Source organism: Cohnella sp. SGD-V74 (assembly GCF_003001675.1).
Lineage (GTDB): Bacteria > Bacillota > Bacilli > Paenibacillales > Paenibacillaceae > Cohnella.
The window spans coordinates 1-23,620 of the sequence record NZ_PVYW01000033.1 but is presented as its reverse complement, the minus strand read 5'-3'; the positions used below and the strand labels follow the sequence as shown (position 1 = coordinate 23,620).

24 protein-coding genes are annotated in these 23,620 nt (G+C 58.2%); 4 read left to right on the top strand and 20 right to left on the bottom strand.

The window, feature by feature from the left end:
- The 17 genes from rimM to B0G52_RS33260 all read right to left on the bottom strand — a co-directional run bounded on the left by rimM (position 1) and on the right by B0G52_RS33260 (position 16,372).
- Positions 1-522: a ribosome maturation factor RimM gene (gene rimM / locus B0G52_RS33340; RefSeq protein WP_094050761.1), complete on the bottom strand. Its 522-nt coding sequence runs from the start codon at positions 520-522 to the stop codon at positions 1-3.
- Between the two features lie 194 nt (positions 523-716).
- Positions 717-950: a KH domain-containing protein gene (locus B0G52_RS33335; protein WP_094050760.1), complete on the bottom strand. Its 234-nt coding sequence runs from the start codon at positions 948-950 to the stop codon at positions 717-719.
- A gap of 120 nt (positions 951-1,070) precedes the next feature.
- On the bottom strand, positions 1,071-1,343 hold the full coding sequence (gene rpsP, locus B0G52_RS33330) for a 30S ribosomal protein S16 (protein ID WP_094050759.1): 273 nt from the start codon (positions 1,341-1,343) through the stop codon (positions 1,071-1,073).
- Positions 1,344-1,391: 48 nt separating this feature from the next.
- The gene (ffh, locus tag B0G52_RS33325) at positions 1,392-2,774 is read right to left on the bottom strand and encodes a signal recognition particle protein (protein ID WP_094050758.1); all 1,383 of its coding nucleotides are present in this window, start codon (positions 2,772-2,774) and stop codon (positions 1,392-1,394) included.
- Between the two features lie 70 nt (positions 2,775-2,844).
- Positions 2,845-3,195: a YlxM family DNA-binding protein gene (ylxM, locus tag B0G52_RS33320; protein WP_094050757.1), complete on the bottom strand. Its 351-nt coding sequence runs from the start codon at positions 3,193-3,195 to the stop codon at positions 2,845-2,847.
- A gap of 311 nt (positions 3,196-3,506) precedes the next feature.
- Entirely contained in the window at positions 3,507-4,511 is a 1,005-nt protein-coding gene (gene ftsY / locus B0G52_RS33315; protein ID WP_094050756.1) for a signal recognition particle-docking protein FtsY, read from the bottom strand.
- A gap of 430 nt (positions 4,512-4,941) precedes the next feature.
- Complete coding sequence (gene smc / locus B0G52_RS33310) at positions 4,942-8,511, bottom strand: chromosome segregation protein SMC (protein ID WP_094050755.1); 3,570 nt, start codon at positions 8,509-8,511, stop codon at positions 4,942-4,944.
- A 30-nt stretch (positions 8,512-8,541) separates the two neighbouring features.
- Positions 8,542-9,243, bottom strand: a complete 702-nt coding sequence (gene rnc / locus B0G52_RS33305) for a ribonuclease III (protein ID WP_094050754.1) — start codon at positions 9,241-9,243, stop codon at positions 8,542-8,544.
- A 110-nt stretch (positions 9,244-9,353) separates the two neighbouring features.
- Positions 9,354-10,595, bottom strand: coding sequence for a beta-ketoacyl-ACP synthase II (gene fabF, locus B0G52_RS33300; RefSeq protein WP_094050753.1), 1,242 nt, complete (start codon positions 10,593-10,595; stop codon positions 9,354-9,356).
- A gap of 103 nt (positions 10,596-10,698) precedes the next feature.
- Positions 10,699-10,932 carry an acyl carrier protein gene (locus tag B0G52_RS33295; protein ID WP_094050752.1) on the bottom strand — a complete coding sequence of 78 codons (234 nt, stop codon included), beginning with the start codon at positions 10,930-10,932 and terminating at the stop codon, positions 10,699-10,701.
- A gap of 131 nt (positions 10,933-11,063) precedes the next feature.
- Positions 11,064-11,810: a 3-oxoacyl-[acyl-carrier-protein] reductase gene (gene fabG, locus B0G52_RS33290; RefSeq protein ID WP_094050803.1), complete on the bottom strand. Its 747-nt coding sequence runs from the start codon at positions 11,808-11,810 to the stop codon at positions 11,064-11,066.
- 46 nt (positions 11,811-11,856) lie between these two features.
- Complete coding sequence (gene fabD / locus B0G52_RS33285; RefSeq protein WP_094050751.1) at positions 11,857-12,783, bottom strand: ACP S-malonyltransferase; 927 nt, start codon at positions 12,781-12,783, stop codon at positions 11,857-11,859.
- A 13-nt stretch (positions 12,784-12,796) separates the two neighbouring features.
- Positions 12,797-13,783 carry a beta-ketoacyl-ACP synthase III gene (locus B0G52_RS33280; protein WP_094050750.1) on the bottom strand — a complete coding sequence of 329 codons (987 nt, stop codon included), beginning with the start codon at positions 13,781-13,783 and terminating at the stop codon, positions 12,797-12,799.
- A 9-nt stretch (positions 13,784-13,792) separates the two neighbouring features.
- Positions 13,793-14,782 (bottom strand): phosphate acyltransferase PlsX, encoded by a 990-nt coding sequence (plsX, locus tag B0G52_RS33275; protein WP_094050749.1) that lies wholly within the window; start codon positions 14,780-14,782, stop codon positions 13,793-13,795.
- A gap of 88 nt (positions 14,783-14,870) precedes the next feature.
- Entirely contained in the window at positions 14,871-15,437 is a 567-nt protein-coding gene (fapR, locus tag B0G52_RS33270; protein WP_094050748.1) for a transcription factor FapR, read from the bottom strand.
- 201 nt (positions 15,438-15,638) lie between these two features.
- A complete protein-coding gene (gene rpmF, locus B0G52_RS33265; RefSeq protein WP_094050747.1) occupies positions 15,639-15,812 on the bottom strand; it encodes a 50S ribosomal protein L32 in 174 nt (57 codons plus the stop codon).
- A gap of 50 nt (positions 15,813-15,862) precedes the next feature.
- The gene (locus B0G52_RS33260) at positions 15,863-16,372 is read right to left on the bottom strand and encodes a YceD family protein (RefSeq protein ID WP_233163307.1); all 510 of its coding nucleotides are present in this window, start codon (positions 16,370-16,372) and stop codon (positions 15,863-15,865) included.
- A 313-nt stretch (positions 16,373-16,685) separates the two neighbouring features.
- Between B0G52_RS33260 and B0G52_RS33255 the strand changes: the two genes are divergently transcribed.
- Both B0G52_RS33255 and B0G52_RS33250 read left to right on the top strand, forming a co-directional pair.
- Complete coding sequence (locus B0G52_RS33255) at positions 16,686-17,936, top strand: nucleotidyltransferase (protein WP_094050745.1); 1,251 nt, start codon at positions 16,686-16,688, stop codon at positions 17,934-17,936.
- Between the two features lie 353 nt (positions 17,937-18,289).
- Entirely contained in the window at positions 18,290-19,549 is a 1,260-nt protein-coding gene (locus B0G52_RS33250) for a hypothetical protein (RefSeq protein WP_094050744.1), read from the top strand.
- Between the two features lie 50 nt (positions 19,550-19,599).
- Here B0G52_RS33250 and coaD read toward each other — a convergent pair whose 3' ends face one another.
- Together coaD and rsmD are read right to left on the bottom strand one after the other, a co-directional pair.
- Positions 19,600-20,133: a pantetheine-phosphate adenylyltransferase gene (gene coaD, locus B0G52_RS33245; RefSeq protein WP_094050743.1), complete on the bottom strand. Its 534-nt coding sequence runs from the start codon at positions 20,131-20,133 to the stop codon at positions 19,600-19,602.
- Positions 20,130-20,759, bottom strand: coding sequence for a 16S rRNA (guanine(966)-N(2))-methyltransferase RsmD (rsmD, locus tag B0G52_RS33240; RefSeq protein ID WP_255407528.1), 630 nt, complete (start codon positions 20,757-20,759; stop codon positions 20,130-20,132). Before rsmD ends, coaD begins: the two co-directional genes overlap by 4 nt.
- 335 nt (positions 20,760-21,094) lie before the next feature.
- Here rsmD and B0G52_RS33235 point away from each other — a divergent pair, with 335 nt between their 5' ends.
- Positions 21,095-21,961 (top strand): cell division protein ZapB, encoded by an 867-nt coding sequence (locus B0G52_RS33235; RefSeq protein ID WP_094050741.1) that lies wholly within the window; start codon positions 21,095-21,097, stop codon positions 21,959-21,961.
- A 34-nt stretch (positions 21,962-21,995) separates the two neighbouring features.
- Positions 21,996-22,400: a type II toxin-antitoxin system HicB family antitoxin gene (locus B0G52_RS33230; protein ID WP_094050740.1), complete on the top strand. Its 405-nt coding sequence runs from the start codon at positions 21,996-21,998 to the stop codon at positions 22,398-22,400.
- Positions 22,401-22,407: 7 nt separating this feature from the next.
- On the opposite strand, the gene B0G52_RS33225 is transcribed toward B0G52_RS33230, so the two are convergent.
- Positions 22,408-23,449 (bottom strand): IS630 family transposase gene (locus tag B0G52_RS33225; protein WP_255407526.1). Its coding sequence is split into 2 segments (ribosomal slippage): positions 22,408-22,938 and positions 22,940-23,449, totalling 1,041 coding nucleotides; the frame shifts between segments, so codons are not numbered across the junction.
- Between the last annotated feature and the right edge of the window lie 171 nt (positions 23,450-23,620).

The window sequence follows — 23,620 nt, the reverse complement described above, 5'->3', positions numbered from 1 at the left end:
CTAGAGCAGCCCTTCCATCAGGTGGACTTTGATTTTGCGCGCGGCGACGTCGACGTCCAGCACGACGTCGTCGATGACCGGCAGCAGCAGCTCCTTGCCCTTCGGCATTTTCACGACCCAAATGTCATTCGCCCCCGGAGACAACGTATCCGTAACGGTGCCGAGCAGCTCGCCCTCCTCCGTGAACACCTCGCAGCCGACGATATCGCGGACGTAATATTCGCCTTCTTCGAGAGGCACGCGATCTTCCTCGGGCACCTTCAGTTCCCAGCCCTTGTATTTCTCCACGTCGTTGATGTTGTCGAATCCTTTGATCTTCACGACGTACATCTTCTTCTGCTCGCGCGCCGAGACGATCTCGACCGTAATCGGGTTGCCGGCTTCCGGCGGAATCATCAGCAGCCGGTTGCCCGCCTTGAACCGCACCTCCGGAAAGTCCGTCTGCGGCCACACCTTCAGCTCTCCCTTGATTCCATGCGTGTTGACGATTTTCCCTACGTTAAGCAAACGCCCTTCCGACATGCAACTAACTCCTTCCATTCTGCGCCAAAAATCCTCTGATCTTATCATATCCCATCGGCTGCCGCGATCGCAAACGGCGCTTGCGCCTATCACGAACCTCCGCCCGAGCGCTTTCCTTGCACGTATGCTGGACCTGCCCCCACGCTATGCAAAAGGCCGCACCATGCTGATGCACGGTACGGCCTCCTAGCCTATTATTCCGAGACAATATCCACGATGACGCGCTTCCGCTCCTTCACGGCGGCGGAAGAGACTACTGTACGCAGCGCCTTGGCGATGCGTCCCTGCTTGCCGATAACTTTGCCGACATCGTCGGGATGCACGGAAAGCTCGTACACCAGGCCTCTCGCGTCTTCCCTGACCTGAATCTGCACGTCTTCCGGATGATCCACAAGCGCCCGGGCGATAACCCGAATCAATTGTTCCATGGCTCAGCCCTCCGGTTAGAGACTGCATTGAAATCAAGATCGTTCATTTCGCCGCAGCTCCTTGGAGACTGCATCGAAATCAAGTATCGTTAATTTCACCGCAGCTCCTTAGTGACAGGATTACTTCTGGAGCTTGGATTCGTGGAACTTCTTCAAAACGCCGGCTTTGCTGAGCAGGTTGCGAACGGTATCGGAAGCTTGCGCGCCGTTTTGCAGCCATTTCAACGCTTTTTCCTCGTCGATTTGTACTTGAGCCGGTTGAGCTACCGGATTGTACACGCCGATTTCTTCAATAAAACGACCATCGCGCGGGGAACGGGAATCCGATACGACTACGCGATAGAACGGTGCTTTGTGAGCGCCGATCCGTTTCAAACGAATGCGAACTGCCATGTGACTTTCACCTCCTTGACAAGAGTAGGAATGGAGAATCCTGTTCGCTTAGAACGGGAACTTCATGTTTTTGCCTTTGCCTCCGAACATGCCCTTGAGCGCCTTCATGCCGCCCTTCGGACCTTTCGGGCCCATCATGCCGGAAAACTGCTTCATCATCTTCTTCATGTCCTCGAACTGCCTGAGCAGCCGGTTGACATCGGCCAGCGTCGTGCCGCTTCCCGCGGCGATCCGCTTGCGCCGGCTGTAGTTGATGATGTCCGGCTTCTGCTTCTCCGCCTTCGTCATCGACTTGGCGATCGCTTCCGTGCGGGCGATCTGCTTCTCGTCGATCTTGAAGTTCGGATTGTTCTTGACCTTGCTCATGCCCGGAAGCATGTCGAGCAGTTGATCGAGCGGCCCGAGCTTGCGGACCTGCTCCATCTGCTCGAGGAAATCGTCGAAGGTGAACTCGGCCGTGCGCATCTTGCGCTCCATCTCGGCCGCCTTCTCCGCGTCCATGTTCGTCTGCGCCTTCTCGATCAGCGACAGCATGTCGCCCATGCCGAGAATCCGCGAAGCCATCCGATCCGGGTGGAACGCTTCGAGCTGGTCAATCTTCTCGCCTGTGGAGGCGAATTTGATCGGACAGCCGGTCACCGCTTTGACCGACAGCGCCGCGCCGCCGCGCGTATCGCCGTCGAGCTTCGTCAATACGACGCCGGTCAGCGCGAGCTGCTCGTGGAAGCTCTTGGCCACGTTGACCGCTTCCTGCCCCGTCATCGCATCGACGACGAGCAACACTTCGTCGGGCTTGACCGCGGAGTGGATGTCCTTGATCTCCTGCATCAGCTCTTCGTCGATCTGGAGACGACCGGCCGTATCGATCAGGACGTAGTCGTTGCCCTGCTCCTTCGCGAGCTGTACGCCTTGCTTCGCAATCTCGACAGGACTGATCTTGTCTCCGAGAGAGAACACCGGAGCGCCGATCTGGCCGCCGAGCACTTCGAGCTGCTTGATCGCCGCCGGACGGTAAATGTCGCCCGCGACGAGCAGCGGCTTATGGTTCTGGGACTGCAGCAGCTTCGCGAGCTTGCCCGTCAGCGTCGTCTTACCCGCGCCCTGGAGGCCGGCCATCAGGATGACCGTCGGAGGCTTGTTCGCCTTCGCCAGCTTCTCCTGCGTACCGCCCATCAACTCGGTCAATTCCTTGTTGACGATGTCGATGATCACCATCGCGGGCGTAAAGCTCTTCTGCACTTCCTGCCCGGTCGCGCGCTCCTTCACCTTGGCGATGAAGTCTTTGACGACCTTGAAGTTCACGTCCGCTTCCAGCAAGGCGAGGCGCACCTCGCGCATCGCTTCGTTGACGTCGTCCTCCGAAACTTTGCCGCGGCCTTTCAGTTTCCCGAATACGTTCTGCAGCCGGGTTGTCAATCCTTCGAATGCCATCTTCCCATCCCTCCTTCGGAACGGTTATTGTTCATCTTCTGTCCGACGGTCGCCTTCGCGACGAACTCCGTCATTCCGCGCTTCTCAGCAAAGCCGCAGTGCGGGAGAGCGTCTGGCGCCATTCCGCCGGCAATCCGGCGATCTGCTCTTCCAGCAGGTCGATTCCGGCGTTCAGGCGGCTGTGCCTTGCCGCGAGTCCGAGCTTCGCTTCGTACTCCTCCAGCACCTGCCCGGCACGCTTCAAGTGCTCGTACACCGCCTGCCGGCTAATCCGGAAGTCCGCGGCGATCTCGCCCAGTGTATAGTCATCGTGAAAATAACATTTCAGAAACGTCTGCTGCTTGTCGGTTAACAAAGGTCCGTAAAAATCAAACAACACATTGATTCGGTTCGTCTTCTCGAGCGCGTTCTCCCCGTTCACAATGGCTGCTCCCCCTTATTCCCATGCGACGCGATGCGAATTCCGACGTTCGTTTCGTCCCGCATCTCCGCGCTTGCGGTGTCAAGGAAAAACACTTTACAACCTAATCACATTGCCTATCATAACGAAAACAAAACAGGATGTCAAGGTGAATACCTTAACATCCTTCTCGCCGCTTCGCTTATTCGTGCACTCATGACTATGTCACGCAATTAGTAACACCTCGCAAGCTTATTCGTATGCCCATCGCTGCTTCCAGCACATTAGCCACGCTTCGCGAGCTTATTGTCTATTCACGCTGTTTCCGACGATTACGGTTGATTTTCGCCTTCCGACTCCTCAGTCCCGGACATGCCCGCGAACAGGGCGTGGACGAACTGGTCGGCGTCGAACTCCTGCAAGTCGTCCATCTTCTCGCCAAGGCCGACGAACTTGACCGGCAGCTCCAGCTCGTTGCGGATCGCGATGACGATGCCGCCCTTGGCCGTGCCGTCCAGCTTCGTCAGCACGAGTCCGGTCACGCCGCTCTTCTCGCCGAACAGCTTCGCCTGCTGCAGCGCGTTCTGCCCGGTCGTGCCGTCCAGCACGAGCAGCGTCTCATGCGGAGCGCTCGGAATTTCCCGCTGAATGACGCGGTGGATCTTCGCCAGCTCCTCCATCAGATTATGCTTGTTCTGCAGGCGGCCGGCCGTATCGCAGATCAGCACGTCGACATTGCGCCGCTTCGCCTCCTGCACCGCGTCGAACATGACCGCCGCCGGATCCGCCCCCGAGCCCTGCTTGACGACGTCCACTCCGACGCGTCCGCCCCACACTTCGAGCTGCTCGATCGCGCCCGCGCGGAACGTGTCGCCCGCGGCGAGCAGCACGCTCTTGCCCTGCTGCTTGTAGCGCCAGGCGAGCTTGCCGATCGTCGTTGTCTTCCCGACTCCGTTGACGCCGACGAACAGAATAACCGTAATGCCGTTCGGGTTCTCCTTCAGCCCGACCTCGTCGCCGGAGCCTCGCAGCATCTCCACGAGCTTCTCGGACAAAATCGGCTGCAGCTCGGCCGGCTCTTCGATCTTACGCTTCTTCACCTCGTCGCGCAGTTCGTCGATCAACGCCATGACCGTGTTTACGCCAACGTCGGCTCCGATCAGAATTTCTTCGAGCTCTTCGAAAAACTCCTCATCGATCTTTTTCCGACGGCTGAACAGCTCGCCAACCTTGCCCACGAGCGCGTCGCGCGTCTTCGCCAGACCGTCGCGGAATTTGCTTGTTACCGCCTCCGTCTTGGACGCGATCGTTTCCTTTAATCTTTTGAAAAAACCCATTCTCGTTCCTCCAACCCTGTCGCGTTTGCGCCGATGAGCACGGCGTTTGCAGCCAACGGTCTCACAGACCGTTACTTCGCCAACAATCCCGCTCTAACCCCTGTTAACAGTCTGACAGACCGCTATTCCGCCGAACATCCCACTCTAGCCCCGGCTAACGGTCTGGCAGACTGTTATTCCGCCGAACATCCCGCTCTAGCCCCGGCTTAACGGTCTGGCTGACCGTTATTCCGCCGAACACCCCGCTCTAGCCCCGGCTAACGGTCTGGCAGACCGCTATTCCGCCGAACATCCCGCTCTAGCCTCAGCTTACGGTCTGGCGGGCCGTTAATCACCATCTACCGACTCATTTGCCTGCGATAGCGGTCCGCGAGACCGTTAAGCTTGCCAGCCCCGCCAGACTTACGTAACGAACGCCCCATCGTCGGCCCTAAGCCGTTGCGATCATGTCGTCCGTTTCTTCCAGACGAACCGATACGAGCTTCGATACGCCGCCTTCCTCCATCGTCACCCCGTACAGCACGTCGGCTTCCTCCATCGTGCCTTTGCGGTGCGTAACGACGATAAACTGCGTCGAATCCGAAAACTCGCGCATGTACTGCGCGTAACGAGCCACGTTCGCCTCGTCCAATGCCGCTTCGACCTCGTCCAGCACGCAGAACGGCACAGGCTTGACGTGCAGAATCGCGAACAACAGCGCGATCGCGGTCAGCGCCCGCTCTCCCCCAGACAGAAGCTGCAGGTTCGTCAGCTTCTTGCCCGGAGGCTGCGCGACGATGTCGATGCCCGTGTCGAGCGGCTTGTCCGGCTCGGCCATGATCAGATCCGCGCGGCCGCCGCCGAACATGCGCGAGAAGACGACGACGAAATGCTTGCGAATCTCCTCGAACGTCGTGCGGAACCGCTTGGACATCTCCTCGTCCATCTCGCGGATAATGCCGTGCAGCTTCGTCTTCGCCTCGATCAGGTCGTTCTCCTGAGCCGCCAGGAAGTCGTAGCGCTCCGATACGCGCTTGAACTCCTCGATGGCGCCGAGATTCACGTCCCCAAGCGACGAAATTTTGCGCTTCATGTCGCGGACCTCGTTCTGGGTGCCGACGACGTCTTCCGGAATCGGATAGCGCTCCTTCGCCAGCTCGAAGCCGATCTCGTACTCCTCCGTCAGCTTCCGAAGCAGGTTGTCCAGCTCCACGTCCATCCGGTTGACGGCGATCTCCGCCTGCCTCAAGCTCTCGTCAACGTTTCGCAGCTTCGCGCGCTGGTCCTTCGTCTCGCCTTCCTTGCGCTCCAGCTCCCGCTGCTTCTCAGCGCGATCGGCTCGCTTGAACTCGAGGTTCTCGGTCAGCTGCTTCTTGCGGATGCGCAGATCGTTAAGCTTCTCCCGCTGCTCGACCGAATCCTGCAGCGTTCGCTCCGCCTCCGCTTCGTTATGCTCAAGAGACTCTCTGAACTGCTTGATCTCGCCCGTCAGGCGACCCAAGTCCGACTTGTGGCGGCCTAGCTGCTCGTCCAGCGAAGCGCGATCCTGCTCCATCCGCGCGATCGCGACCTTGAGTTCGGTCAGCGCAGCCTGCAGCTCTTCCTTCGCGGATGCGCTCTTGCGGCGCAGTTCCTCCGCTTCTCGTATCCGCTCCTGAATGCGCTGCTCTTCGCTCGTCAGCTCGGCCAACCGCTTCTCGGCCTCTTCCTTGCTCGCGGCCAGCGCTCCCGCCTCCGCGGCGAAAGCCGCTTTCTCGCCGTCCGTCGCGGCACGCTGCTCTTCCAGCAGCCGCTCCTCCTGCTCGAACTGGGCGCTTTCTGCAGATACCTGCTGCTCCCGCAGACGCTCCTGCTCTCCCTGGCCGCGGAGCTGCTCGATGTTTTGCGCAACCTGGGCCAATTCCTTCTTCAAGTCGTCTACCGCAGCCCGCGCGTTCTCGCGAGCCTTCTCCGCCTCCGCGATCTCGCGCTCCAGCTCTTCGAGCTGCCGTTGGCGTCCGAGCAGATTGGCCGACTTCTTCTGCAAACTCCCCCCCGTCATCGAACCGCCCGCGTTAACGACATCTCCGTCGCGAGTCACGACGCGGTAACGGTACTGCAACCTGGAAGCAATGCGGTTCGCCTGCTCCAGCGTCTCCGAGATGAGCACGTTGCCGAGCAAGCTGCCGACGATCGCCCCGTACTTCGGCTCGAAGCCGACCAGCTCGGCCGCGACGCCGATAAAGCCTTCCGCCTGCTCCAACGTCCGCCGGTCGCCGTCGGAAATCGACCGCGCCCGGATAACGTCGAGCGGCAAGAACGTCGCCCGCCCGGACTGACGCTGCTTCAAGTGGGCAATCGCCGCCCGCGAGCTCTTCTCGTCCTCCATGACGATATGCTGGAGCGCCGCGCCAAGCGCGGTTTCGATCGCCGTCTCCAGATGGCCGGGTACGCTGACGAGCTCGGCGACAGCGCCGTGCACGCCGTGCAGCGAACCGCGCTTGGACGCTTTCAGCACTTCGCGAACGCCGTGCTGGAAGCCGTCATAGTCGTTCTGCAGCTCCTTGATCGTATCCCGCCGCGAGACGAGCGCTTCTCTGCGCTGCTCGTGCCGCCGCACCGACACCTGGGCTTCCTCCAGCTTGCGCTGAACCTCCGAAGATCTGGCGCCCTCGGCCACGTAGCGGTCGCGAACTTCATGCAGCGTGCGGGTTACTTCGGCGAGCTTCTGCTCCAGCCGCTCCCGCTTGGCTCCGAGCGCCTCGAACTGCTCGCGCCATTTCGCTTCCTCTTCCGCGATCCGCGCCATCCGCCGCTCCAGCACCTCGCGCTGACCTTCGCCGTAGCGAATATCGTTGCGCGCCTGCGCCATCGCGTTCAGCGTATCGAACAGCTCGGCCTTCAGCCGCTCCTCGACTTCGGTGCTGCCGTCGGCCAGCGCCAACCGGTCCTCTTCCTCCGCCAGCTTCGCCAGCGACGTTGCAAGCTCGGCGTCGAGCTCGCTGCGCTTCGCCTGCAGCTTCTGAGCTTCCTCCGTCGAGAGGGCATAACGCTCCTCAGCGGAAGCGAGCGATTGCCGCAGTCCGTCGCGCGTGCGCTCCAGATGGCCGCGGCGCTCGTTCAACAGCTCGACGTAGCCTTCGGTTTTCTCCGTCTCTTCGCTGCAGTGCAGAAGCTCGTCCTGCAGCTTCTCGAGCAGTTCCTCGAGCTGCGCGAGCGTCAGCCGCTCTTCCTCCAGAAGCGCGTCGTGCTTGCTCACGAAAGTCGACAAGCCCGTCTGCTCCTCGCGAAGAGCGCTCAGCCGCTCGCTCGTCTGCGTCCACGAAGCGTGAACGCCTTCGATCTGATGAACGTACAGCGCGATTTCTTTGCTCTTCAATTCTTCCTTAAGCGTCTTGTACATTTCGGCTTTGGCCGCCTGGTCTCTTAGCGGCTCGATCTGGCCGTTCAACTCGCTGACGAGATCGTGAATCCGCAGCAGGTTGTTCTCGGTGTCCTCCAGCTTCTTCTGGGCTTCCTTCTTCCGGCTCTTGTATTTCACGATGCCCGAAGCTTCCTCGAAAATCCCCCGGCGGTCTTCCGAACGCGTACTCAAAATCTCTTCGATCCGGCCTTGTCCGATAATCGAATACGCTTCCCGGCCGATCCCGGTATCCATGAACAGCTCGGTTATATCCTTCAGCCGGCAAGGCTGCTTATTGATCAGGTATTCGCTCTCCCCGTTGCGGTGGACGCGGCGGGTGACCGTGACTTCACTGAAATCAAGCGGCAGCGCCTTGTCCATGTTGTCCAAGGTAAGCGACACTTCGCCGAAATTGACTGCCTTGCGGGAGTCGCTGCCCGCGAAAATAATATCCTGCATGTTGCCGCCGCGCAGCGACTTGGCGCTCTGTTCCCCGAGCACCCAGCGGATGCCGTCGGAGATGTTGCTCTTGCCGCTTCCGTTCGGCCCGACGACGGCGGTAATGCCGCGAACGAATTCGAGTTCGGTGCGGTCCGCGAACGACTTAAACCCAGTCAGCTCGATTCTTTTCAAAAACATAAGGACAGTTTCTCCTCTCGAGTCGGTAGGTCATCTTGAATCCTGTTTCGCAAACGACGCCAACGCTTGGGAAGCGGCTTGCTGCTCCGCTTCCTTCTTCGAACGTCCGATCCCTTTGCCCAGCTGCCGATCACCTACCCCGACAACGGCGATAAATTCCTTATCGTGGGCGGGTCCTTTCTCCTCGACGATGCGATAGTCGAGAGCGCCCATGGACAACTGCTGGATTTTCTCCTGAAGCTCCGTTTTGTAGTCCTTCATCGGCGCTTGGCCGTTCCGGGGCAGCTTCGCGAACATGTGCCGCTCCAGGAACGCCCGCACGGCTTCCAGCCCTTGATCCAAATACAGCGCTCCCAGGAACGCTTCGAAAGCGTCCGCCAGCAGCGACGGTCGGGTACGCCCTCCCGTCTGCTCCTCCCCTTTGCCGAGCAGCACGACCTGCCCGAATTCGAGCGCCTCGGCAAAACGGACAAGCGACGGCTCGCAGACGATGCTCGCCCGCAGACGGGTCAATTCCCCCTCCGGAGAATCCGGATAGAGCCGGTATAAATATTCGGACACGGTAAGCTGCAGCACGGCGTCTCCCAGAAACTCCAGCCTCTCGTTGTCCGGAATGCGCGCGCCGCGCTGCTCGTTCACATACGAAGTATGCGTAAACGCCTGCTTCAACAGCGCGGGATTGCGGAAGGTCAAAGCGATGCGCTGCTGCAATCGTTGAAATCCGTCCTTCATGAACCGTCACCTCGATCGCGCCTCATACACAACCGACGCAGACGGCTAATGCCGCCTGCGTCGACGTTCACGCGCACTTTTTGAACTTGCTTATCTTCAAATGGATTACATTAATCTTCGAACTTACGCATGATGATCGTGGCGTTATGTCCCCCGAAGCCGAACGAATTGGACAGCGCCACTTGAACGTCCGCATTGCGCGGCTCGTTCGGCACATAATCCAGATCGCATTCCGGATCGGGCTGGTCCAGGTTAATCGTCGGAGCAATGACGCCGTTCTTCAGCGTCAATCCGAGAATAACCGCTTCCACGCCGCCCGCCGCGCCGAGCAGATGCCCGGTCATCGACTTCGTCGAGCTGACGGCCAGCTTGTAAGCATGGTCGCCGAACGTCTTCTTGATCGCCGTCGTCTCGGACTTGTCGCCCGCTCCCGTCGACGTGCCGTGCGCATTAATGTATTGAATCGACTCGGGATCGATCCCCGCGTCCTTGATCGCTTTCTTCATGCAGCGCGCCGCTCCGTCCGGATCCGGATCCGTCATATGATAAGCGTCGCCGCTCATGCCGTAACCGATCACCTCGGCATAGATCCGGGCTCCTCTGGCTCTGGCATGTTCGAGCGATTCGAGAATGAGCACGCCCGAGCCTTCCCCCATGACAAACCCGTCGCGGTCGACGTCAAACGGACGGCTCGCCTTCTCGGGTTCGTCGTTGCGGGTGCTCATCGCCCTCATCGCGCAGAAACCGGCCATGCCGATCGGACGGATCGTCGCTTCCGCGCCTCCGCAGATCATGACGTCGGCGTCGCCGCGCTGAATCGTCTTAAAGCTGTCGCCGATCGAGTGCGTCCCGGTGGCGCAAGCGGATACGGCCGCGGTGTTCGGTCCTTTGGCGCCCGTGATCATCGAGATTTGGCCGCTGGCCATGTTCGCGATCATCATCGGGATGAAGAACGGGCTCACCCGGCGCGGACCTTTCTCCATCAACGTCGTATGCTGCTCTTCCCAAGTGCCCAGTCCGCCGATTCCGGAGCCGACGATGACGCCAACCCGCTCGGGGTCGGCATTTTCACCGATTGCCAGTCCCGCGTCTTCGATCGCGAGCTTGCTCGCGGCCACGCCGAACTGCACGAACCGGTCCATCTTCCGGGCTTCTTTCTTATCGATATTATATAGGCTAGGATCGAAATCCTTGATTTCTGCTGCAATCTTGGTTGTATATTCCGTCGTATCGAAAGCTTCGATCTGACTGACTCCTGATTTGCCGTCGAGCAAGTTGCTCCAGAACGTAGGCAAGTCGGTGCCGAGGGACGTGACGACCCCCATTCCTGTAACAACGACGCGCTGTGTCAAAACCTATTCACCTCTTCAGGCTATATCATCCGTCGCGCGCTCGGCGCGAATCGGCGTTTAGAATATACAGAAGTCCCGTCGCAATAACGGGACCCGTCGATCATTACGCATGAGATTGTATGTATTTAACGACTTCTCCCACCGTTGTGATCTTCTCTGCATCCTCGTCGGAAATCTCCAAATCGAATTCGTCTTCGAGCTCCATAACGAGTTCTACAACATCCAGAGAGTCAGCGCCCAAGTCGTCTTTGAAAGATGCTTCGGGTGTTACCTCTGCCTCTTCTACACCCAGGCGTTCGATAACGATGCGTTTTACGCGATCCAGTACATCGGACATCCGGTTCACCTCCCTTAACGTATTATACGTGAATCATGGACAAAAAGCCATAGAGGCCTTGCATGAGTCCGGCCGGCCCCGGAGACGCCGCTCTAGCCGCGAGGCAAGCGACGCCGCTTCGGCCGGCGGTATTACATGTACATGCCGCCGTCGACGTGAACCGTCTGGCCCGTCATGTAGGATGCCGCGTCCGACGCCAAGTAGACGACGATGGAAGCGATATCTTCGGGACGGCCCATTCGGCCCATCGGAATTTCACCGAGCAGCTTGTCGCGGTATTCCGCGGGAAGCTTGTCGGTCATATCCGATTCGATAAAGCCGGGAGCGACCGCATTGACGGTGATGCCCCTGGAAGCAAGCTCCCTGGCCGCGGACTTCGTCAAGCCGATGACGCCGGCCTTGGCCGCGACGTAGTTGGCTTGTCCCGCGTTGCCGAGCACGCCGACCACGGACGAGATGTTGATGATGCGGCCGAAGCGCTGCTTCATCATCGGACGGGTCACCGCTTTGATGCCGTTGAACACGCCCTTCAGGTTCGTCTCGATGACTTCGTCGAACTCGGCTTCCTTCATTCGCATAATTAGATTATCACGAGTAATGCCGGCATTATTCACGAGAATGTCCAGCTTGCCGAAAGCTTCGAGCGAAGCCGTCACCAGTTCGTCGAACTCCGCGGCCTTGCCGACGTTCGCCTTGACCATGATCGCCTTGCGTCCGAGCGCTTCGATCGCTTTGACCGTCTCGGCCGCCGCCGCTTCGCTGCCGGAATAGTTCACCGCCACGTCGGCTCCGGCTTCCGCCAGAGCGATCGCGATCGCCCGGCCGATTCCCCGCGACGCGCCCGTCACCAGGGCGCTCTTGCCTTGCAAATCCCACATCGCCATTGCCTGTTCACCTCTCTGCCATTGTCGCCCGGATCGGCGCTTATTCCGCGGCGGCGCTTGCCGCCGCCGCGCTGTTCACCGATACGATCCGCACAGACTTGTCGATCTTCTTGATCAGGCCGGCCAGCACCGTTCCGGAGCCGATCTCCACGAACGTGTCGACGCCTTCCCCGATCAGGTACGCGATCGTGTCCTCCCATTGTACGGGCGACACGATTTGCTTGACAAGCAGCTCGCGAAGCTCCGCCCCGGAGGTAACCGGTCTGGCGTGCACATTCGCAACGACCGGCACCGACGCGTCGCGGAATTCCGCTTGCGCCAGCGCTTCCGCCAGCTTGTCCGCAGCGGGCTGCATCAAGGAAGAGTGGAACGGGCCGCTCACTTCAAGCGGAATGACCCGCTTGGCTCCCGCCTCCTTGCCCCTCTCCACGACTGCTGCGACGCCGGCCGCGGAGCCGGATACGACGATCTGGCCCGGGCAGTTGACGTTCGCCAATTCCACGACCGTTCCCGCTGCCGTAATCTCCGAGCAGAGCGCTTGCAGCGCCGCCCGTTCCGCCCCGAGGACGGCCGCCATCGCGCCCTGACCTCCGGGTACCGCCTGCTCCATAAACTGTCCGCGAGCGCGAACCAACTTAACCGCGTCCGCGAATTCGAGCACACCCGCGGCTACGAGAGCGCTGTACTCGCCAAGGGAATGACCGGCGACGTAATCCGGTTTCAATCCTTGCTCCTTATACACTTCCAGCAGAGCGACGCTGGTGGCCAGCAGCGCAGGCTGCGTGTTCGCCGTCTGGCGCAGCTCTTCCTCCGGCCCCTCGAAGCTCAGCTTCGATATCGAATAGCCGAGCGCCTCGTCCGCCTTGTCGTAGATCGCCTTCGCGGCGGCGCTGCTCTCATAGGCGTCCTTCCCCATGCCGACCGCTTGCGCGCCTTGGCCGGGAAACACGAATGCGATTTTACCCAACTCGATTCCTCCTCTACCAGTTCAGCACGGCCGCTCCCCAAGTCAAGCCGCCGCCGAAGCCGACCAGCACGAGCGTGTCGCCTTCCTTGACGCGGCCTTCCTCGACCGCCTCCGCCAGCGCGAGAGGGATTGAAGCCGCCGACACGTTGCCGTACCGGTCCAGATTGATCATCGCCTTGTCTTCGGATAAGTCCAATCTTTCCAATGCCGATTGAATAATGCGAATGTTGGCTTGGTGCGGAATAAGCAAGTCGATGTCCGCTTTCCCGTAGCCTGCCGCGGCAAGCGCCTCTTCGGCCGCGCTGCCCATAACCCGGACGGCGAACTTGAACACGTCGCGCCCGTTCATCTCGATGAAATGGCTCCGGTCCGCAAGCGTCTCGCCGCTGGACGGACACCGCGATCCGCCGCCGCGAATGCGGAGCAGCTCTCCGCCGGCGCCGTCCGCCCCGAGCTTAAACGACTTGAAGCCCCGGTCCCCGGACAACGGTCCAAGCACGACTGCGCCCGCTCCGTCTCCGAACAGGATGCACGTATTGCGGTCTTCGTAATCGGTAATGCGGGACAAACATTCCGCCCCGACGACGAGCACGTGCTTGTACATCCCCGTAGAAATAAATCCGGTCGCGTTCGCCAGACCATAAATAAAGCCCGAGCAAGCCGCCGACAGGTCAAACGCCGCAGCCTTCTTGGCTCCGAGCTTCTCCTGGAGCAAGCAGGCCGTCGAAGGGAAAAACATGTCCGGCGTAATCGTCGCCACGATGATCAGGTCGAGCTCCTCAGCCGTAATTCCGGCCGCGCTCAGCGCCTGCAAGGAAGCTTCGTAAGCGAGATCCGACGTCGCCTGCTCCGGAGCGGCGATACGGCGCTCCCGGATGCCGGTGCGCGTCACGATCCATTCATCGTTCGTCTCGACCGTCCGTTCCAGCTCAGCATTCGTTAACCGGCGCTCGGGAACGTATTTGCCCGTCCCGAGAATGCCTACGGATACTCCATTCATTGCACTCTCTCACTTTCCGCTGAATTCGTCCGCCAAAGACGCGATCAATCGGTTGCTTATCGCCGTGCGCGTCTGGCGGATCGCCGTTTTCATTGCGCTCGCGTTGGACGACCCGTGCCCTTTGACGACCAGGCCGTTAATGCCGAGCAGAGGCGCGCCGTTGTATTCGTTGTAGTCCATCCGGGTGCGGATTCGACGGAAGCTCGGCTTAAGCGCCGCGGCGGCCAGCTTCGTCTTGAAGGACGCGGTCAGTTCCTCTCGGAGCAGCTTAAAGATCGACTGCGCCGCCCCTTCGATCGCCTTCAGCAAAATATTGCCCGAAAATCCGTCGCATATAATGACGTCGCACACGCCTTCGAGCACGTCCCGAGCTTCGACATTGCCGACGAAGTGGATCGGGGCGTTCTCCAGCAGGGCGTAAGCCGCTTTCGTCACTTCGTTGCCTTTGGCCGCTTCGGTACCGACGTTAAGCAGTCCGACGCGCGGCTTGTCGATGCCGTGAACCTTGCTGCGATACAGGCTGCCCATAAGCGCGTACTGGAGCAGATGCTCCGGCTTCGCGTCCATGTTCGCGCCCATGTCGAGCGCAAGCAGTCCATTGTTGTCGAGCGTCGGGAAAATCGCGGCCAAGCCCGGACGTTCGATGCCCTGCATCCTTCCGACGACGAGCAGGCCGGCAGCCATCAAAGCGCCGGTATTGCCGCATGAGATCATCGCGTCCGCGCGGCCTTCTTTGACCATCCGTCCCGCCACTACCATCGACGAATCCGTTTTGCGGCGCACCGCTCTAACCGGCTCGTCGTCGCTCCCGATAACCTCGGCGGCGGGTTCTATAGACACGTTGTCCGGAAGAGCGCCGCCGAGATGAGGGCGAATCGCATCCGGATCGCCGACCAGCACAAGATGGATATCCGGCCATTCGGCAGCGGCGGCCAGGGCGCTCTCGACCTGGGCCTGCGGCGCATGGTCGCCCCCCATCGCATCTATGGCAATCCGCATGATGTACAACTCCTTTACGATGTCGCTGTCAGAGGCTGTTCAAAAAGTCCGATTTTGAACCTCAATTTGAACTCACCTATCTACCTACCTATTCGCCGGCGGATCTGTAAATAATAAAGTTCCCTTGGAACACCATTTCGTCGCCGACATATGTAAACACTTCGACTTTAGCTTTCCCTTTTTGCCCGCCGCTCGATCGGACGAACGCTTTGGCGATGCATTTCTCACCGAGCCGCGCGGGCCGGATGAACCGAATGTCCGCCGAAGCCGTCAGCGCGATCTCGTCGTTGATGACCGCCACCGCGAGCGAGTTGGCTTGCGCGAAGACGTGATGTCCCCGGGCGATGCCGGAACGGGAAAAGACGTGCTCCTCCGAGATCTCGAACAGCGAGATGCCGCTCTTGTCGAGCTGCAGGTCGAGAATATCGCCGATAACTTCGTGCAAAGGCAAAGAACGAACGGAATCGTAAGACCGTTCCGCCATCAGCTTCAATCGTTCCCTCAGCTCGGGAATGGCCAGCTCCAACCGATCCAGGCGGATCGTTTGAATGCTCACTTTAAGCAGGCGGGTCAACTCCCGGTCAGTAAGAAAAGGGTTCTCTTCCAACAGCTTGCTGAGCTGTTGATGGCGCTGTCTTTTAGGAAGCCGCTCCACGCCTCTCCACTCCCTTCTGCGCTCGATCCTGTTCGCTCGATCCACGCCGTTTGTCGATCATTTTTTGAACTCTCATTCTAATACCTGGTGCCAATACGAGTATAAAGAAAAACGCGCCGGCATGCAACGACCGCAAGTTACGCTAAGCCGATCGTTGCCGACCGAAGCGCTTGCCCGTCGTGATTCCAGACGCGTTCAAGCTTATTGCTTGATAATTTCACGGGACTTGTACGTACCGCACACTTTACATACGCGGTGCGACACTTTCAATTCTCCACATTGATCGCATTTCACCATACCGGGAACGACCAGTTTAAAGTGGGTCCGGCGTTTGTGTTTGCGGGCTTTCGATGTTTTCGCGAAAGGGACTGCCATGCTGCCACCTCCTTATCAGTCGGAACAAGCTTCGACGACTTGCGCCTGGCTTACTCTTTCTGAGATTTAAACCAATCCTGAAGCGCAGCCATACGGGGATCGATCTTCTCCGTATTGCAACCGCACGATTGTTCGTTCAGGTTTGTCCCGCACTCGGGGCACAGCCCTTTGCAGTCTTCGCTGCACAGGGGCGCGTAGGGCAATTGGACGACGAACTCCTCCATGACGTAAGGAGCCAGGTCGATCCGCTCTTCCGTTACCGGTACGGCTTCTTCGACGTCTTCGCTTGCTTCTTCTTCCTCTTCCGCAACAATGCGAAACTGCTCCTCGAAAGGAACCTCGATCTTCTCTTCGACAGGCTCCAAACAGCGCGAACATTGCATGCGCACGTCGCAGCTCATCCGGCCCTTGACGATAATCAGATCGTCGGCGGCGTTCGCCGTCAGTTCGTATTCCAGCGGAGAGAGCGGGTTGTACTCCGGATGATTCCGGAACAATTCCGCCAAGTCCAGAGTTCCTCTCAGGCTTACCGGTTGCTGCCGGGATGCCAGCTCTTGCACTTTAAGCAACAATTAGATCACTCCAAACAAACAAAATTTATTATATCGAGATTCCTATTCACTTGTCAACAATTTCTGCGACTTTGCCTGGACTGTCGAACACCTTGCCCGATCCGGATTCGCTTCATACACTCGATCCGTCCGTTATTCCGCTCCCCTAACTCGTACCATCCGCCTTTTACGATCGCGTGCCGATATTTCGTCCTCCTCCGCTTCTCTTTGGCGCTTGCTCATGCTATATTGTGGAAAATACGCATGAAGGCGCGTTCGAAGGTCCGTTTCCGGCACCGAACGACCTTGTAAGGAGACGGTCATGTCCACGGTCGGCGTCATCGTAGAATACAACCCGTTGCACAACGGTCATCTCTATCATTTACAGCAATCGAAGAAAATAACGCGCGCGGAAAACGTCGTCGCCGTCATGAGCGGCAACTTCCTGCAGCGGGGCGAACCGGCATTGGCGGACAAATGGGCCCGGACGGAGATGGCTCTTCGCGCCGGCTGCGACCTCGTGCTGGAACTTCCCGTCGCTTACAGCTCGCAGCCGGCCCAATGGTTCGCCTATGGGGCCGTCTCCGTTCTGGATGCGTCGGGCGTCGTGGACTCCCTGTGCTTCGGCAGCGAGAGCGGTGAACTGGAGTCCCTTCTGGAGCTGGCCTCCCTGCTGACGGAAGAGCCCGAAGCGTTCGCCCCTTTGCTTGCGGAGAGGCTCAGGGCCGGGCAGCCCTATCCGTCGGCGTTCACCTCCGCGGCCGAAGCTTATTTGCGCGAGCGCGGCATGGCCGAGCACGCCTATTCGCTCTCCCAGCCTAATCATACGCTGGGACTGCATTATTTAATCGCGCTGCGCAAGCTCGGCAGCGCCATCAAGCCCTGCACGCTGCGCCGCGAGAAGTCCGGCTACGGGCAAACCGACATTACCGACGCCAAGATCGCCAGCGCGACCGCGCTGCGCAAGCTGCTGCTCGGCGAATCCGGCTCTCTGGATCAGTTGGCGGCGTATGTGCCCGCGTCCACTCTGGACATCTTGCGCCGAGAGACGGAAGCCGGTCGCGCGCCGATTCATTGGGAGAGCTTCGCCAGGCCGCTGTTCCACGAGCTGCATCGCCAGACCGCGAACGGATTGGCGGAGTTCGCCGAAGTAAGCGAAGGGCTGGAGCACCGCATTCGCGGCATTCTGACCGAGCTGCCCGAATATTCCGTTGCCGCCCTGCTGCAGTCTCTAAAGACGAAACGCTACACCCGCACGAAGCTGCAGCGAACGCTGCTGCGCGTCCTGCTCGGCCACCGCAAGGAACTGCTGACCCCGGAGCGGCTTGCTGCCGGCGTCGACTACGTGCGGGTGCTCGGCTTTACCGAGCGGGGCCGGTGCCTTCTCCGCGACATGCGCCGGAGAGCGAAGGTGCCGGTCGTCTCCTCCGCCGCCAAGCACGATTCCCCGTACTTGGCGATGGAAGCGCAAGCGACCGGCGTATACTCCCTCGCCTTCCGCGGCGCCAAACCAAGCGACGCCTTGCGCGACTTCACCCTTTCTCCCCTTCGGTTGCAGGACAAGGAGGTCTAACCCGTCCACCCGAGACGTACACATTAGAGGAAGTTCAAAAAGTCCGATTTTGATCACGAAGCAGACTCAAGGAAGCGGGTTCGACGTCGAATCTTGAATTCAGCCGGACCTTCCGGTACTCATGTAGGTTCTCCTACATTAAGCGATCGCTTCCTCACTTCCTAGCTTCATCCAATCTTCCTGGATGCATGGGCGAGCAGTTCGCCTCCAGGCGAACGACCAGCCTTGGTGCTGAAAACCGGACTTTTTGAACCTCATCTCAACGGTAGTTCAAAAAGTCCGATTTTGATCACGAAGCGGACTTTATTGAACGTACATGCGATGATCTCTGCACGCTCGGGAGGCGATAAACTGTGGCCAAGGCCAGTCCATCGAATAGCAAACGCGCGATTTTCCTCTCCCTGCTGCTGGGCGCCGCCTCCATGTTCGTCGTAGCCGGAATCGTCCACTCCCCTGGAGAAGCTTTCCGCGCGTCTTTGTCCGGTCTGCAGATCTGGTGGCAGAACGTCTTTCCCGGCCTGCTCCCTCCGCTTATGCTCGCCGAGCTGCTCGCCGCTTCGGGCTTGCTGCACGGCTTGGCCGCGCTGGCCGAGCCCCTCACTCGCGGACTGTTCCGGCTGCCGGGAGCGGCGGGCTGGGCGATCTCCTTCGGCTGGTCCGCCGGCATCCCCGCGGGAGCGAAGGAGACCGCCCGGCTGCGGGACAATGGCATGATCCGGGACGAGGACGTCGACACCGTGCTGCTCGTCTCCCACGTCCCCAATCCGTTCCTCATCGTGCTAGTCGTCGGCTTCGGCTTTTTACATTCTCCCGCACTCGGTTGGGCGATCGCGCTCGGGCTGTGGCTCTCGGCGATCCTGTCGGGCATCGTCTGGTCTCGCATCGCCAAACCGCGCGGTCCGCGAGTGCCGGCTATCCCGATGACGCAGTCTCGGGCGCTCTTGATTCGCGCCGTCCGCGCGGCGGCCGACGCCCGTAAGGAAGACGGACGCCCCCTCGGCAAGCTGCTCGCCGACTCCGTGACGGGCGCCGTCGGCACGCTCATGACGATCGGCGGCCTGATGATGATGAGCGCGGTCGTCGTTCGCCTGCTTCAGCTGTTTGTTCCCGGCAACGATCTCTGGCTCCAGTTTCCCGGCCTGTACGAACTTCATCTCGGCGCGTACGAGAGCAGCCAATCCGCCTTATTCGCCTCCGATCCGGCGCAAGCCTGCGCCCTGCTTGCCGCCGCTCTCGCCTGGACCGGCTGGAGCGGCCTGCTTCAAGCCAGAGCGGCCTTCGGACTGAACAAGCCTTTTCCTTGGCTGAGGATCATCTCTTCCCGCCTGCTTCACTCAGCCGCCGCTTTGCTGATCGTGTATCTGCTGGCGAAGCTCTTCCTGGCCGAACCGGTCAAAATGCGGCTGGCCGATCGCTGGCCCATCCCTTCCGCCAACCCCGAAGCCTGGTCGGCTTCCTCGGGCGTGCTGCCAAGCGGCTGGAGCCATCTCTCCGAGAACGTGACGGTGGCGCTCGCCAGCTTCGGCGTTTTCCTTCTTCTGGCGCTGATTGCCGCGCTGATCCGGCCGAAAGCGCCATCCGGAAAGGATAAGCCGGGCAAGCCCGGAACCTAGAAAGGAGCTTCCCCTTGTCGGGGACAGCTCCTTTTTCCGTTCCGAGCCGATCACTTGGCTGACGCTCCGTCCGGCGTGTCGTATTTCCCCTTCAGCTCCGTCTCCACGACGGGCGGCACAAGATCGTGCACGGGTCCGTGGAACTTGGCGATTTCTTTGACGATGCTCGAGCTGAGATAAGAATACTTCGGATTGGTCATCATGAACACCGTCTCGATGCTCTCGTCGAGCTGACGGTTCGTCGAGGCCATCTGCAGCTCGTATTCGAAATCCGTCACCGAGCGAATGCCGCGGATAATGACCTTCGCATGGCGCGACCGCATATAGCGGACGAGCAAATCGCGGAAACTGTCAATTTCCACGTTGGGCATATCCTTCGTCACTTCCGCCAGCAGCGTCTTCCTCTCTTGCACGCTGAACAGCGGCGTCTTCGTCGTATTGTTAAGCACGGCCACGATCAGCCGGTCGAACTGCTTGGCCGCTCTGCGGATAATATCCAGATGGCCGAGCGTGACGGGATCGAAGCTTCCGGGGTATACGGCGATGCGATACTCGTTTTCCGTTCCGGTTTGCTGTCGGGTCATCGTTCGTTCGCCTCCTCCGTTTCCATAGTTGTTCCGGCCGATGCCTCTTGGTTGGATTCATAACGGTAGATGGATATGGCAATATCGCCGTACTTGGCGTATCTCGTGCGCTCGAAACCTCCGAAAGCTTCGGGATAGCTCACGTCCGGATGATGCTCGACGACCGCGATCGCCGATTCCGCCGCCAGTCCCCTCTCGGCTATTTCCGTCAAAAGCGCGTCGCAATCCTTCATCATATAAGGAGGATCCAAAAAGATCAGATCGAACGGCCGGCCCGATTTCTCCAGCACCTTCAACGCTCTTCTCGCGTCGTTTCGGTACACGGACGCCTTGCCAGCCAGCTTGGTCGATTCCAGATTGCGTCGGACGACCTCCACGCTCTGCGGGCTGGAGTCGATGAATACCGCGCTTTCCGCCCCGCGGCTAAGCGCTTCGATGCCGAGCCCCCCCGTTCCTGCGAACAGGTCAAGCACTCGTTCCCCGTCGTCGAAATACGGTCCGATCATGCTGAACAAGGCTTCTTTGACCTTATCCGTCGTCGGACGAGTTGCGCTTCCCGGCACCGCCTTCAGCGGATGCCCTTTGGCTTGTCCAGAAATGACGCGCAATTGCTTCAACCCCTGCAGTCGTACGAAATGTGATAGTTAACGGTGTAATGTTACCACAAACTCCCTCGCTGCAAAAGCTCCATGCCGGCTTTCCCCATTACGTTCCTCTCGAAGTTTTCGCGACTGTCGCCACGGACGGCAACCATCGCAGCGAACATTTTTTTATCTCGTTCGACACTATGCGACAAAAGTCCCTGTCAACTCTCTATATAATAGAGCTAATAGACTAGACGACCAGCCAGAGCCATAGATATCCCCGGATCGACGATTAACGGTCTTTTTCCGAAGGATTTCGAAAGGTTTGAACAGAGCGAATACCCGAACCGATCGGGACGAACACGGGGAGCCGAACGATGAGACCGCTTTTCCTTCTTCTGATTGCCATGATGCTGCTTGCGGGTTGCAACGATAATTCCGCGGATGAAATTTCTTCTCTTACGTCCGAAGTAGAAAAGTCCAAAGAAGAGATTGCCAAGTTGTCTTCCGAAAACGCCAAACTCAAAAAAGAGCTGCAAGAAATCAAAAACGGACCCGACAAAATGTTGGCGAAAGCGAAGCAGTATTACGAAAACAAAGATTTGGACGGTTTGAATTCCGCACTGGCCTCGCTTAAAGAGAAACACCCCGGTTCGCAAGAAGCGGACTCCGCCCAGGAATTGAGCGATAATCTGGCTCAGTCGCTGGAGGAGGAAAAACAAAAAGCCGAAAAGGAAGCGGCAGAAAAAGCCGAAGCCGATAAAAAGAGATTGGCGAGCGCGACCGGCAAACTCAAGAAAGACTTCGACGAAGTAGAAGGCATAACCTGGTACACGGATAAGTCTTCGCCCGTCTACGTGGACCGGAACAGTCTTCATGCCTACATCGGCGTAAAAGACGGAACGGCATGGCTGAGAATCCGAATCCAGTATACCGGCGACGATTGGGTGTTCATCGATAATTACAGGATCAACGTCGACGGAACAAATACGGATATCGCGGCTTCTTATTATACTATTGTTAGAGACAACGACTACGGACGGGTATGGGAATACTACGACGGACCGGTCAGCGCTTTAGAATACGGCTTGCTCGTCTCGATCGCCGACTCCGACAAAACGATCGTTCGCCACCAAGGAAGCGAGAAAAGATACGACAGAACGGTTACCGCAAAAGAAAAGCAAGCGATCAAAAACGTCTTGGACGCTTATGAAGCCTTAGGCGGCACCCCTCCTCTTTATTGAGTGCAGTGGGGGCCCTTTCGAAATTCCCAAACGTTTGAGATTTCCCCTCTCTTCAAAAAACACTTATATAGATGACGGCATTTCGGTCCGGTTCCCTGATCTGCCTGGATGCCTCACCTGCGGTTACAACGATGACGAAGCCCACGCAATGGCGCGCGAAGTGCTCGAAGGTTTTATGTACGGATTGGAGACGGACAGTGAGGAAATCCCTCCCCCTTCCCCTCTTAGTGAGATTCTGAAGGTTCTTGAGGATGGCGAGGCCGCTGTAGAAGTTCAAGTCTATATGCCAACTGTTCGGGAAGCCATGGAGTCCAAGGCCGTCAAAAAGACGCTTACTATTCCGAAATGGCTGAATGACGAGGCTGAAAAACAAAATATTCATTTTTCTCATGTACTTCAAGAAGCGCTAAAGCGAAATCTATATAAGTTGAACCAATGATGCTTATCTACATGCGTATGCATAACCGATCTATGATCTTTAATGGTTCCTTCATGATTCGGTCCATGAATGCTTGGACATTGGTTCGGATTTCAGCTGTTGTATGGTAAAAGACGTTGTTGATTACATCTGCCTTCAGCCATTTCCAGAGTCCTTCAACAAGATTGAGCTCTGGACTATACGGCGGGAGGAATACCAGTTTAAGACGACTCTTGTTTTCTTGAAGGAAGCTTGAAAGCAGCTTCGCGTGATGAATTCGAGCATTGTCCAATACCATAACGATCTTTCCCGTTGGGTAGGCAGCTAGGACTTGTTCTAGAAACGCCAAGAACGATTCCGCGTTGTATTGCTCGTCTTCTTTCCAGACGATCGTACCTTCTGCATAATCCAAAGTGGCCAGCAATTTTACACCGCGGTGCTTTCCAGTTGTCTTAATGATCCGTTGCTTGCCCTTGGCAAACCACGTCTTTTGAAGTGCTTGATAATCTCGAATCATGCTCTCATCTTCAAACAATAAATGATCAATTTCGCCGTTCTCGTAATTTTTTTAACCTTGGGAAGGTGCTTTCGACAAACAATCGCTGCTTTTCTTCATCAGCCGCCGCCAAGGTGTAGGTAGGTTTCGTGTAGCTTAAATCCATGCGATGCATCAGTTTGGATACTCCGCGGATCGAGTATCTCCTTCCAAATTCACGGCTGATGTAGTCTCCAATAAGCTCTAGTGTCCAATTAAACTTTGCTGTATAGCCGACATCATGCGGAATATGATCACAGATGGTTTTCTTTAATTGCTGTTGTTGCTCTTTGCTTAGCTGTTCCGGAGGACCAGGTGAAAATTTCATCTGTAATCCGTCAAGGCCTTGCCTACGATATTGGCGTAGATACGTATCGACCGTGCTTTCCTTTCTGCCGATGCTTACTGCAATTGCAGCATTGTCATGGCCGAGAAGATGGAGACGAACGGTTTGGTATCGCTCAAACATTCTTCTGCTCTTCTCATGCTTAAGCCTTTGTTCTACGTCTTTCAATTGCTCGTCTATCGTTTTCATTTTCATCACCCGTCCAAATAGAATGGTTTCTACCTATTCGACGGATACGACTTGAAATTCCTTCCAAGCGACTTTAGTAGAGTAAAGGACTGGGTATACCAGCCCCTCCTCATCAAACCGTACGTGCGGTTTTCCCGCATACGGCTTTCCGACGTTCTTCACCTTGGCCAG